At 62.1% G+C, this 12,115-nt stretch carries 13 protein-coding genes; 5 read left to right on the top strand and 8 right to left on the bottom strand.

Annotated features, from left to right (window positions below; translation table 11 throughout):
• Positions 1-66: 66 nt before the first annotated feature.
• The 4 genes from BRA42_RS11930 (at position 67) to BRA42_RS11915 (ending at position 3,516) form a co-directional block, all read left to right on the top strand.
• The gene (locus BRA42_RS11930) at positions 67-1,356 is read left to right on the top strand and encodes a phenylacetate--CoA ligase family protein (RefSeq protein WP_292405700.1); all 1,290 of its coding nucleotides are present in this window, start codon (positions 67-69) and stop codon (positions 1,354-1,356) included.
• Complete coding sequence (locus BRA42_RS11925; protein ID WP_292405698.1) at positions 1,356-2,657, top strand: phenylacetate--CoA ligase family protein; 1,302 nt, start codon at positions 1,356-1,358, stop codon at positions 2,655-2,657. Before BRA42_RS11930 ends, BRA42_RS11925 begins: the two co-directional genes overlap by 1 nt.
• The gene (locus tag BRA42_RS11920; protein ID WP_292405697.1) at positions 2,657-3,085 is read left to right on the top strand and encodes an ACT domain-containing protein; all 429 of its coding nucleotides are present in this window, start codon (positions 2,657-2,659) and stop codon (positions 3,083-3,085) included. The genes BRA42_RS11925 and BRA42_RS11920 overlap by 1 nt, the downstream gene beginning before the upstream one ends.
• A 77-nt stretch (positions 3,086-3,162) precedes the next feature.
• Positions 3,163-3,516 carry a DUF3784 domain-containing protein gene (locus BRA42_RS11915; protein ID WP_292405694.1) on the top strand — a complete coding sequence of 118 codons (354 nt, stop codon included), beginning with the start codon at positions 3,163-3,165 and terminating at the stop codon, positions 3,514-3,516.
• Between the two features lie 187 nt (positions 3,517-3,703).
• On the opposite strand, the gene BRA42_RS11910 is transcribed toward BRA42_RS11915, so the two are convergent.
• On the bottom strand, positions 3,704-4,993 hold the full coding sequence (locus BRA42_RS11910; protein ID WP_292405691.1) for an orotidine 5'-phosphate decarboxylase / HUMPS family protein: 1,290 nt from the start codon (positions 4,991-4,993) through the stop codon (positions 3,704-3,706).
• A 116-nt stretch (positions 4,994-5,109) separates the two neighbouring features.
• Between BRA42_RS11910 and BRA42_RS11905 the strand changes: the two genes are divergently transcribed.
• Complete coding sequence (locus BRA42_RS11905; RefSeq protein WP_292405688.1) at positions 5,110-6,072, top strand: TIGR03557 family F420-dependent LLM class oxidoreductase; 963 nt, start codon at positions 5,110-5,112, stop codon at positions 6,070-6,072.
• Between the two features lie 46 nt (positions 6,073-6,118).
• Here the strand turns inward: BRA42_RS11905 and BRA42_RS11900 are convergent, their stop codons facing one another.
• The 7 genes from BRA42_RS11900 to cobT form a co-directional block, all read right to left on the bottom strand.
• Positions 6,119-6,457, bottom strand: coding sequence for a P-II family nitrogen regulator (locus BRA42_RS11900; RefSeq protein WP_292405685.1), 339 nt, complete (start codon positions 6,455-6,457; stop codon positions 6,119-6,121).
• Positions 6,458-6,470: 13 nt separating this feature from the next.
• Entirely contained in the window at positions 6,471-7,664 is a 1,194-nt protein-coding gene (locus BRA42_RS11895) for an ammonium transporter (RefSeq protein ID WP_292405683.1), read from the bottom strand.
• 386 nt (positions 7,665-8,050) lie between these two features.
• Complete coding sequence (locus BRA42_RS11890) at positions 8,051-8,581, bottom strand: nitroreductase family protein (protein WP_292405681.1); 531 nt, start codon at positions 8,579-8,581, stop codon at positions 8,051-8,053.
• Between the two features lie 58 nt (positions 8,582-8,639).
• A complete protein-coding gene (locus BRA42_RS11885; protein WP_292405678.1) occupies positions 8,640-9,836 on the bottom strand; it encodes a TraB/GumN family protein in 1,197 nt (398 codons plus the stop codon).
• Positions 9,829-10,371, bottom strand: coding sequence for a YkgJ family cysteine cluster protein (locus tag BRA42_RS11880; RefSeq protein ID WP_292405676.1), 543 nt, complete (start codon positions 10,369-10,371; stop codon positions 9,829-9,831). The genes BRA42_RS11885 and BRA42_RS11880 overlap by 8 nt, the downstream gene beginning before the upstream one ends.
• Positions 10,359-10,913, bottom strand: coding sequence for a GMP synthase subunit A (locus BRA42_RS11875; protein WP_292405672.1), 555 nt, complete (start codon positions 10,911-10,913; stop codon positions 10,359-10,361). Before BRA42_RS11875 ends, BRA42_RS11880 begins: the two co-directional genes overlap by 13 nt.
• Before the next feature lie 38 nt (positions 10,914-10,951).
• Positions 10,952-11,968 carry a nicotinate mononucleotide-dependent phosphoribosyltransferase CobT gene (gene cobT / locus BRA42_RS11870; RefSeq protein WP_292405668.1) on the bottom strand — a complete coding sequence of 339 codons (1,017 nt, stop codon included), beginning with the start codon at positions 11,966-11,968 and terminating at the stop codon, positions 10,952-10,954.
• Positions 11,969-12,115: the final 147 nt, after the last annotated feature.

The raw sequence follows: 12,115 nt of genomic DNA, 5'->3' as shown, positions 1-12,115 counted from the left end.
GTGCCGGACGATATACATCCGGGGCGGGGGCAGAGCACCCTCCCCGAGAGACACCGATGGGATACTATGTTCTGGAACAGAGCGATGGAGACAATCCGGCCTGATGAACTTGCGGACCTTCAACTGAAGCGGCTGAAGTGGACGATTCATCAGGCACAGAATGTTGGGCTATACCGGAGAAAATTCAAGGAAGCAGGCATCTCGCCGGACGATATCAGGACGCTTGACGATGTAGAGAAACTTCCCTTCACCTCTAAAAAGGAACTCCAGGCCGGATATCCGTTCGGCCTCTTTGCAGTTCCCATGAGAGAGATCGTGCGGGTCCACACCACTTCCGGGACCACCGGAAAGCCGACCGTCGTCGGTTACACCCGGCAGGACCTGGAGAACTGGTCGGAACTGATCGCGCGGAACATGACGATGATAGGCCTTGGTGAAGACGATATCTTTCAGAACGCGGTCAATTACGGCCTCTTCACCGGGGGGCTCGGGTTCCACTACGGGGCCGAGAAGATCGGGGCGACCGTGGTCCCGAGTGCGACGGGGAACACCCGCCGTCAGATCGAGATGATTGAGGACTTCGGCGTGACCGCCATCCACTGCACGCCAAGTTACGCCCTCCACCTCGCCGAAGTGGCTGAGTCGATGGGAAAGACGCTGGACACCCTCAAGATCGGGATATTCGGGGCCGAACCCTGGTCGGAGAGCATGCGCGCGGAACTTGAACGGCGTCTCGGTGTGAAGGCCTTCGACAGTTACGGGCTTTCGGAGATGTACGGCCCTGGAGTGGCGTTCGAGTGCCCTGAGCACAACGGGCTCCATCTCTGGCACGACTGTTACCTTGCGGAGATCATCGACCCGAAGACGGGGGAGCGTCTTGCTCCCGGCGAGCGGGGCGAACTCGTCATCACGCCGCTCGTCAAGGAAGCCCTGCCGCTCGTCCGCTACCGCACCGGCGACGTGACCCGGTTGATGGACGACGAATGCACCTGCGGACGCGGGCAAAAGATTGCACGGCTCACAGGACGTAGCGACGACATGCTGGTCATCCGCGGGATCAACGTTTTCCCGTCCCAGATTGAACATGTTCTACGGGCTCTTCCGGAGGTCGGGGAGCAGTTTATGGTCTACATCGACCGGGTTAACCATCTCGACGAGATGACCATTGAGGTAGAGATGAGCAAAGCGGGTTTTTCCGGTGAACTCCAGGACCTCACCCGTATGCAGAAGAAGATCGCCAATGAGCTCCACAACACGCTCGGACTCCGCACCGCGGTGAGGCTGGTGGAGCCGGGATCGCTGCCCCGGTTCGAGGGAAAAGCGAAGCGGGTTATCGACCGACGAGGGATTCTCTGATGGACTGCTGGAACCGGGATATCGAAGGAATGCCGACCGAAGAACTGCGGCGGCTCCAGTACAGGCTTGCGAAGAGACTAGTTTCGCGCGTTTACGAGACGAGCGAGTTCTACCGGCGGCGGATGAAGGAGCAGGGGGTCCGGCCCGACGACATCGGGTCGCTCGAAGATGTCCGGAAACTCCCCTTCATGTACAAACGGGACCTGCGGGACAACTACCCGGACGGGCTCTTCACTGCACCGCGCGATGAACTGATCCGCTATCACGTCTCCTCCGGGACGACGGGGAAGCCGACCGTCGTGGGCTACACAAAGCGCGACATCGAGAACTGGAGCGAGTCGCTGGCGCGAGGGTTCTCCTCCTGCGGCCTCGGGAAGGGGGACGTGTTCCAGGTAAGTTACGGCTACGGGCTCTTCACCGGCGGCCTCGGCGTCCACTACGGTGCCGAGAAGGTCGGTGCAACCGTCCTCCCGACGAGCGTCGGAAACACCGAGCGGCAGGTCGAACTGATGCAGGACCTCCACGTCACCGCCATCGCCTGCACCCCCTCCTACCTCATTCATATGGGCGAAGTGGCGGAGAAGATGGGCGTCTCGATCAAGAACGACACCGACCTCCGCCTCGGCTTCTTTGGCGCCGAGCCCTGGTCGGAGCAGATGCGAAATCGGATAGAAGAGTGGCTCGGGATCCGCGCCTATGACATCTACGGGACGAGCGAGCTCTCGGGCCCGATGTTCACGGAGTGCGCCGAGCAGAAGGGTATCCATATCTGGGGGGACCTCGCGCTCGTGGAGATCGTGGACCCCGCGACCGACGAGGCGCTCCCGGCCGGGGAACAGGGCGAGCTGACCATCACCATGCTCCAGAAAGAGGCTCTTCCCATGATCCGGTACCGGATCGGCGACCTCACCACCCTCGAAGAAGGAGCCTGCGCCTGCGGTCGGACCCATCCGCGCATCGGTCGGCTCCGGGGACGGGTGGACGACATGCTGATCATCCGGGGCATCAACGTCTTCCCGTCGCAGGTAGAGCATACGCTGCTCGAGATCCCACAGGTAGGCAAGCACTTCCAGATCGTCGTCGACCGGAAGGGCGCGCTCGATACCATGCTCGTCCGGGTGGAGGTGAGCGAAGAGGCGTTCTCCGACAAGATCACCGATCTCATGGTGATCAAGAGGACGGTGGAGCATCGCCTGCGGGGTGCGCTGAACGTGGGCGTGGAGGTGGAACTGGTCGAACCCGGAACCCTTCCACGGTTTGAAGGCAAATCGAAGAAGGTCATTGATAGGAGGTCATTGTAATGGAGAAATCGTATATCGTCAAACAGATCTCAATCTTTTCGGAAAACCGGCCGGGGCGCCTTGCGGCGATAGCCGGGGCGCTCCGCGATGCGAAGATCAACATCTTTGCGTTCAGTATCGCCGAGGCGAACGGGTTCGGGGTTGTCCGTGCGCTTGTCGACCGGCCGGAGGATGCTCACCGGACGCTGACCGATCTCGGGTTTCGGGTCTCGTTCACCGACGTCATCGGCGTGAAGATGCGCGACGAACCCGGCGGTCTCTCGGATATCGCGTCCGTTCTCGGGGATGCAGGGATCAACGTCGAGTACGCCTATGCCTACTCAGGGAAGGACGGGGCGGTCCTGATCCTGCGTGTGGACCAGGTTGAAGACGCCGTCCGGCAGATCCTCGCCTGCGGCGGAGAACTCCTCGCGGAGCCCTCCCGATAACGGAGGATCGTCCTAAAAGCCTCATATCATAATAATTCGAAGATTGTGATGCGTAAGACGGAACGCCATAACCACATGTGAAGACGCAAAGGGCAAGAGGTGCTGAGGTGATCAAGCAAGCAACTTCCATCCTGATGGTTGCCCTCTTTTTCTTTTTCCTGGCGGTAGCGGTTAAAAACCGGGGAGATCTCATATCCGGTTTGAACATGATGAGCGCAAAGGAGAGAGAGCATTACAATATCCCGCTCATTTCGAAGGTTGTTGGAGCGATCGGCATGTTTTTCTCGGTGTCCGTGATGGTGCTCCTCTACATAGATAATGAGCAGAAGTGGGTCGGCTGGGTAATGACGGCACTCAGCGTGGTTGCACTGATAGTTTTTGCGCTCGTCTCAAGTATCGGCGGCGGCAAGTACGTCCGGAAAAATCGTTAAGAACGTTATCGATAGGCCGTAGAGCAATCCGGAACGAAAACGAGGGGACCGGGTGCGAAACTTCCAGCACGAGACCGCGAAAAAGGATGAAAAGATGTTCCCGGCGCGATTTGCACATAGGGATACGAATCTCCCGGGGTAACTTCCCGGACCGTCGTACTATTCTTCGTCGTGCCCGCGGCACCGTTCAGTGCCGCTTCTCCCACTTCAGGAGTTCCGAGACCTCCGAGAGCGTCTTTCCGCGCCGGATCTCCTCGCGGATCCGTTCCTCGGTCTTTTTAACCTCCATCGCCCGGCGGGCGACCTCGTAGGCCCGCTCCCGGGGGACCACCACGACGCCGCTCTCGTCGGCGATGATCCAGTCCCCCGGCCGCACCGTCTGCCCGCAACAGACGATCTCGGCGTTGATCTCCCCGAGACCCTTGGGGTCCCCGGCGTTCGGAGCAGTTGCCCGGGAGAAGACCGGGAACCGCATCTCCCGGATATCGTCCACGTCCCGGACCGCCCCGTCGATCACGATGCCGGCGACCCCCCGGTTTTTCGCGGAATGCGTGGCGAGTTCACCCCAGGGCGCGACGTCCGTCCGTCCGTCGTTACTGATGACGAGGACGTCTCCCGGCCCGGCGACGTCGATCGCCTCGACGGGTTTTGCCCAGTCTCCGGCGAGTGTCCGGACCGTCACCGCCCGGCCGACCGCTTTCACCCGGCCGCAGATGGAGACGAGGCCCGCCATCGCCCCCTGCCGGTGCATGGCGTCGGTGACGTTCGGTGCGGAGACCACATCAAAGAGGCGGCGGATGACGGCGTCCGGGCTCTCTTCCTCCCGCGGCAGGACCTCGGGCCGGTCGATCGCCTCCCGGACCCTCCCCGCCGCTCCGGTAACGTCGGCAGCCTTGATGATGTTTCCGCCGACGATGACGATCGAGGCTCCGGCGGCGACGGCTGCGGACGCGGTCTCTGCGTCGAGCCCCCCTGCAACGGCTATCGGGACGCTCGCCTCCCCGGCAAGACGGCCGAGGAGGTCGAGCGACGACCGGCCGATCATCTGCTGGTCGATGCCTACGTGAGCGTTGATGTAGTCGACGCCGAGTCCCGCAAGTTCACGGGAGCGGGAGACCGGGTCCAGAACGTTGATCAGGTCAGCCATGATCCGGACGCCGTACTTACGGCCCGAACGAACCGCTTCGGCGATCACGGTATCGTCGGCATCGGCGAGGATGCAGACGATGCCGGCGCCGGACTTCGCCGCCATCTCCACCTCGACGGCCCCGGTATCGGCGATCTTCATGTCCGCCACGATCTCGTGCCCGGGGAAACGCTCCCGGAGCACCCGTACGGCCCGCATCCCCTCGCTCTTGATCAGGGGGGTTCCAACTTCAATCCAGTCCGCACCACCACGGACCGCTTCGTCGGCGATCTCTACCGCACGATCAAGCTCAAGGAGATCGAGCGCCACCTGGAGAGTAGGCGTTGCCATACTGTAGTGTATGGCAAGGATCGTATTTATCGGGTATCGGCCGGGGGAAATCTATATGAACCGGGATGCGTGAGGTAGCCCGCGCCCACGTGGGGCCGGCACGGATGTGATGACGGATGGTCGAAATAGGCTATAAACTGGCATGCGAGGAGCACGAACCCCTTGATCTGGTCTGCAACGCCCGTCAGGCGGAAGATGCAGGCTTTGCGTTTGCCATGATATCGGATCACTACCACCCCTGGACGAACCGGCAGGGACAGAGCCCGTTCGTCTGGGGAGTCCTCGGCGGGATCTCTCAGGTGACGGCGGACCTCCGGCTGGTGACGGGCGTCACCTGCCCGACGATGCGGATACACCCCGGCATCATCGCCCAGGCTGCCGCAACCGCCGCCGGGATGATGCCCGGGCGGTTTATCCTGGGCCTTGGATCGGGTGAAAACCTCAATGAGCACGTCTTCGGCGACCGCTGGCCTCCGGCGCCGGTCCGGATAGAGATGCTTGAGGAGGCGGTGGAGGTAATCAGGATGCTCTGGAAGGGGGGCATGCAGGATTACTACGGCTCTTTCTATACTCTGGAGAACGCGCAGATATTTTCGCTCCCGGAAAAGGTCCCCCCGATTTACATAGCATCCGAGGGTCCGATCAGCGCATCCCTGGCAGCACGGGTCGGCGACGGGTTCATCAACCCGGGCGCCAGCGCAGAAGAGACCCTTGTCGCCTTCCGCGACTCGGGGGGCGGCGATAAGCCCTCATACGTGGAAGTCTCGGTCTGCTGGGCGGAGAGCGAGGAGGAAGGACAGAGGACGGCCTACGAGCGGTGGCCGATCTCCGCGAACTCCGGAGAACTCAACAGGCTCCTCCCCACGCCGACCCACTACGAACAGCTGGCAACGATGACAACACCGGAGGAGGTGGCGAAGCACGTGCCCGCCGGCCCCGACCCGGAGGCGCAGATCAGAAAGATCGAGGAGTGCATCAAGATGGGATTCGATCACGTCTGCGTCCACCAGATCGGAAACCGGCAACGGGAGTTCATGGAGTTCTACACAAACGAGGTCCTGCCGCACTTTGCAGAGTAACGGCGGCAGCAAAGGGTTGTGGGGCCGGGACACCGGCCAAAAACGTTTACGGGTCGGACGGATCGCTCTGATCCGTCCGCACCCTGCAGATGCTCTCGACAGGCAGGACAAAGATCCTGCCGTCGCCCGGTTTCCCGGTCCGACCGTGCTCCCGGACGATCCGGAGGACCCTGTCGACATCGGCATCCGGAACGACCATCTCGATCTTCACCTTCGGGATGAGTTCGACCGGCATCGTCTTTCCCCTGAACTGGAGAGAGATGCCTTTCTGTGCTCCCCGTCCCATGACTTCGCTCACGGTCATCCCGTTGATGCCGTCCGCTTCGAGCGCCGCTCTCACGGGGTCGAACTTCTCGGGCCTGATGACTGCAGTAACCATCTTCATCGACAACACCTCCTCATACCCGTACGGACTCACCGTGCTGGGCGATATCCAGTCCGACATACTCTTCCTCTTCGGTGACGCGCAGACCCATCACCGCATCGATAACCTTTGCAAGGATGTAGGTCACGCCGAACGCGTAGGCCACGACCACAGCCACATCCACGGCCTGGATCAGGAGTTGACCAGGGTTCCCGTAGAGAAGACCGTCCACACCACCTATTACCGCAACCGCAAAGACCCCGGTTGCGAGAGCGCCGAAGATGCCTCCCACGCCGTGAATCGCCCACGCATCGAGACTCTCATCCCAGCCGTGGCGGACCCGGAAGAGGAGTGCGCCGTAGCAGACGAGACCTGCAGCGGCTCCGATAGGGATAGCGGCCATGGGGTCGACAAACCCGGCTGCCGGCGTGATGGCGACGAGACCGGCGATGGCGCCGCTGATGATCCCGACCGAACCCGGTCTGCCGCGGATCCAGGCGGCGCAGAGCCAGGAGAGAGCCCCGGCAGCGGCGGCGACGTTTGTTGCGACGAACGCGCTTGCCGCCAGACCGTCCGCAGCAAGAGCGCTGCCGGCGTTGAACCCGAACCACCCGAACCAGAGGAGCGCGCCACCGAGGAGGACCAGCGGGATGTTGCTCGGCGCCATCTCCTGGGAGCCGAACCCGAGACGTTTCCCGATGACAAGCGCGAGTGCCAGTGCCGAGAAGCCGGAACTTATGTGGACGACCGTGCCGCCGGCGAAGTCGAGCGCGCCCATGCTCGCCGCCCATCCGCCGCCCCACGCCCAGTGAGCAAGCGGGTCATAGACCAGCGTTGTCCAGAGCAGGGCGAAGACGACGAACGAACTGATCTTTATCCGCTCCGCAACGCCGGACGTTACGATTGCGAGCGTGAGGCCCGCAAAGACCATCTGGAAGACCATGAAGAGCAGGTCAGGAATGCCGTCGCCTTCCATCCCGACACCCTGCAGGAGCGCATACTCCAGACCTCCAATCACTCCGTGAATATCGGAGCCGAAAGCAAGACTGTATCCGAAGAGAACCCACTGGATGCTGACGAGAGCAAATGCGATGAACGCCAGCGCTATCATGGAGATGAGATTCTTCCGCCGCACAAGCCCGCCGTAGAAGAGTCCCACTCCCGGTGTCATCAGCATGACCAGTGCCGTACAGACGAGGATAAACGCCGTAGCGCCGGAATCAATCATACCCCGGCCCTCCGGAACATCCATAAGTCGCTTTTGCCATTCATCGGAAGGAAGTTGCTTTCCTACAAATATAAATTTTTCTATTTATGCAGCACGCCTCATGAACATGAGTACCCAAAGTCAAAGATCCCCCGTGCGGACACAATGCGCATGATCCGCGTGCAACCGGACGTTCTTCCGCTCTGTACCCGCCGCTGACCGGCAAAGATCGGAAGATACTCACGGAGAGACGCTACCCGGAAGTCGCAGGCCACCCACCTGATCGGCACACCGTTTCCGGAAGAGACGAGGTCAAAATCGGGGACGGGGAGCACTGTTGCCCTCACGGCCCGGCAAAGCAGAGCGGCACGGAAAAGCGCGGTAAAAAAAGGTTTTCGTTTATCCGGTCACTCCTCTTCCTCATAGCGCTCGAAGAACGTGACCTCATCGAGGGTCTTTTTCTTTGCAATCAAGATCTCCTCGGGGTATCCCGCAGGAACGAGAGAGACAAGCGTGTAATCCTCCGGGACGTTGAGGAGTGTCCGGACATCCTCTACGTAGTCCTTCTTATCCCCCGCGACCCAGCAGGACGCGACCCCCCACGCCTGGAGCGCGAGGATGAGCTGCATCGTCGCTGCACAGCAGTCCTCAAGATAGTATTTTTCAGCCCGTTTCCCAAAGACGGCGAAGCAGACGGGTGCATCGGCGATGAACCTGGCGTTATCGGTCAGGTCCGCGATTGCCTTCAGCGTCTCGCGTTTCCTGACGGTCCCGAAGAGCCAGGGCTGCTCGTTTTTCGCCGTCGGAGCAAGGCGTGCACAGTCGAGGGCGTCCTTGATGATCTTCTCCTCGACGGGGCTGTCCTTGTACTTCCGCACGCTGTGCCTGCTCCGTATCACGGTGACACCAAGATTAACCGTTCCACCAATCGGACTCATGCAACGAGAATGCGCACTCCAGGCCTAAATACCTTGGGGAAAAAGATGAGGGGCGGCCTTAGAAGAGGCTCTGCAGCATCTGCAGCATATTGGAAAAGCCTGTGGTGACGACCTCGGTCAGATCGATCCCAAGGATCGGAAAGATGAACGTGAAGTAGGCGATGACCCCGATCGTGCACCCGACGTTCGCGAGCGCGGCGACGAAGACCACCCGGAAGAGCGGGATCTTCCGCATCTCCGAGAAGGTCTCGGCCGCAATGATCTGCTGCAACTCTCCGACGGTGGGCTTGCGGATCTTCGCTTCAACGGCGGCGGCGAACCATCCCGCCGCAAGCAGCGGGTTAAGCGATGTCATCCAGGAGACGCCGAACGCCGTCGCGGCCGAGAGCGGATGCCCGCCGGCGAGCAGCGTGAATACGGCGCTTAACGCGCCGGTGATCAGGACCCAGTAGAGGAGGGCGGCCAGCAGGACCTCGAGCCCGACGCCCGAGAAGGCTATGGCGGCTATCAGGAGAATGAAGAGGACGGTGACGGCCGAGCCGAGGATCTTCGCCCACGGCAGGCCCTTCACTTCGGCGGTCAGGGACGGGAGTGGCGGCAGCGTCTCCGGTGCGTCGAGATAGCGCTGCACCCCCTGGATATGCCCGGCGCCGACGACCGCAAGCACCCGTTCATACCGGCTCCCGAGCATCAGGATCTGGTGAGCGAGGTATGCATCCCGCTCGTCGATCAGGGCCCCGGCGCCCCGGGGCGAGAACTTCCGGAACTCCTCCATCGCGGCGCTCACCACGTCCTGATTCATGAGCTCGTCGATGTCGACCTTCTCGCCCTCGACACTCACAAGCGAATACATCAGGGCACCGATGAACTTGATCTTCTCCCAGATCCCCATCTTTCCCCAGAACCGCCCGAGCGTGATCCGGATATCCCGGTCGATGAACGCCACGGGCTTTTGATGCGTCCTAGCCTCCTCAATGGCCGCCAGCATCTCCGAGCCGGGCTTCACCCCGGTCTCGGCGCCGATCCGCTGCTGGATGAAGGTGAGCACCCACTGGACCAGGAGCTGGCCGAAGTTCCCGCCCTTCAGGATCTCCATGACCGACGGCTCGGCCACCTCCTCCGTGAGAGCGATATACCTGCCCCGGTCGAGTTCGACGCCGACGATGTCGGGCTGGAACTCCTCGATTGCGGCCCGGACCTCTTCAACGCTCTTCTGCGAGACATGGGCCGTCCCGACGAGGCGGATCTCAGCCATGGAGCACCTTTACGCCTTCGCTGTCGATCACGGCGCGCCGCCCCGGCGGCACCCGCGCTTCCCGGTAGACGGCACATAGACCGGTCTCCTCCGCCTCCTCGGCAGCCCGCCGCCTGCAGAGGTCGGCGCCGAGAGCGTGCGCATCGCGGGTGGAGAGGGGCGCGCCGAGGCCGGGACACTCCGAGACCAGCAGGTCGTCGTCCGCCAGCATAAACGGGTAGGTGCGGCAGATCCAGGGGCGATGGGCATAGATGGAGCACTGGCCGTCGCGGAGAAACCTGCAGGCATCGGCCGTGCGCCGGATACACCAGGCGAGGGTGTACTCTCCGCCGTTTTCGGCATCGATGAAGTCGGGATACGGTTCGGCGACTTCATCCCAGACCATCCCGGTCGCCGCCATGATTGCCCGGACCTCGGCAGGGCTCACCAGCACGAGGTTTGAGTCTTCCGCAACCCGCCGGCAACAGGCACCACACTCTTGGCAATGAAATCCGATGGACCCAACCCGGCTCGCAACGTCGTCTATTCCGAGCATAACCGATCAAAATTCTCAAAGAGAAGCCGTCCGTTGACGGTATGACTGACTTCCGGGTGCCACTGGACGCCGTAGAGACGTTCATCGGGAGACGCCATCGCCTCCACGCTGCAGATGGCCGACTCCGCAAGCCGGACAAACCCTTCCGGAACCGTCGAGACCTCGTCTGCATGCGACGCCCATACGTGAATCCGGTCGGGGTATCCCTGGAGAAGACTGTTTTGTTTGAGTACATCGACTTCGACCGCACCAAACCCGCCGCTTGCGCCCCGGCGAACGGCTCCCCCGCGTGCCGTCGCCATGATGTGCAGCCCAAGACAGATACCGAGGACCGGAAGACCGAGGTCAAGGTAGAGAGGAGCGAACCCCGCACGGTCCAGGGTCGGACCGCCGCCGAGGATGATGCCCCGGCAGCCCCGGGCGACCTCTGCAGGCGGCGTCTCGTTTGAGATCATGACGGCCTCAATATCCATATCACGAAGCGTCCGGAGGATCAGGTGGTTGAACTGCCCGTGATTGTTGACCACATAGAGTGGAAGCATTGTATATAGGTGGATGGTAAAAAGGTATAGTCCTTCCCTCAGGCATACTTCTGAATGAAATCGAAGACTTTTCGGGTGATCTCCTCCGGGCTGTGCCCCATGAGGTAGGCGAGCGTCAGTGCCCCGCCGGCCCCCATTCCCTCCTTGGCCTCACCGATGCAGTAGCGGGCAAGCCCGACGTGCCCGATGCCGGCGAAGTTCGGATCGACGAAGTACGCCGTGGTCCCGACGTCGGCAACCGACCGGACAAACCCGGCGGAGGGGTCATCCCTGACGTAGACGGTCGTCGCGAGACGCGGCATCCTTTTCCCGAGCGCTTTTAAGACGGCCGCGACGGCAAGCATCTGCGTCCCGCCGGCAAAGAAGATCTCGCCGGAGTATGCACTCGCGATCCCTGCCGCCACCGGCATCATGGGGTCGCCTGCGGCGCGGAGGATGTCGAGGGGACCTCGTGCGCCGGTCGCACCGATCCGGGCGAGCACATCCCTGCAGATGGTCTCTTTCAGGTCCATCGGGTTCTTGACGAAGGCGCTGCTGACCGAGACGTCGTAACCGAGCGCCCGGAGGACGCAGAGTGCAGTTGTCGTCCCGCCGGGAACGCATTCCCCGAGCATCAAAAAGTCGCTGTAGTGCGAGAGAAGCCTGCCGACCGCTTCGCCCCGCTCGAAGAGGAGCGCTGCGTGCGGCACCGCGTCCTCCTTTCGCGGGTCGCCGCCTGGGCTTCCGTAGACATCCAGGCAGGGGACGGTGGGGGTGTGAGCGAGCCCGGCGTTGATGAGGACGGGGGATAGATCGGTCAGTTCCATCATGGACCGGGTGATGGTCGCCGGCGTCGGGCACCCGGTGGGCGTGTCCGGCCGGGCGGATATGCTCGTGATCGCGCCGGTCGTGACGAGTTCCGCATCGAGAACCGGCGTGAGAAGGGTCTTTTCCGGGGTCGCCCCGGCACCCGAGACGCCGGGGACGGTGGAGAGCATGGTGTTGCCGAGGACGAGGGCCATCATCGGGCGGTGCGGCCGGACCCCGGGGTCTTCTGAGAGGAACCGATTAGACATAGTACAGGATGGGCGCCGGGAATAGAAGAGGTTGCGGTTCGTAGCCCGACCGGGGGCGGCGGATTTTTGAGGGGAACGGCCGACGGGGTGCGGAATTGTCGAACGTTTTCCGGCTAGGAGTCAATCGCACCCAGGAGGTGCTCCAAT

Source organism: Methanoculleus sp. UBA374 (genome assembly GCA_002508705.1).
Taxonomy (GTDB): domain Archaea; phylum Halobacteriota; class Methanomicrobia; order Methanomicrobiales; family Methanoculleaceae; genus Methanoculleus; species Methanoculleus palmolei.
This window is presented reverse-complemented; position numbering and strand designations above follow the sequence as displayed.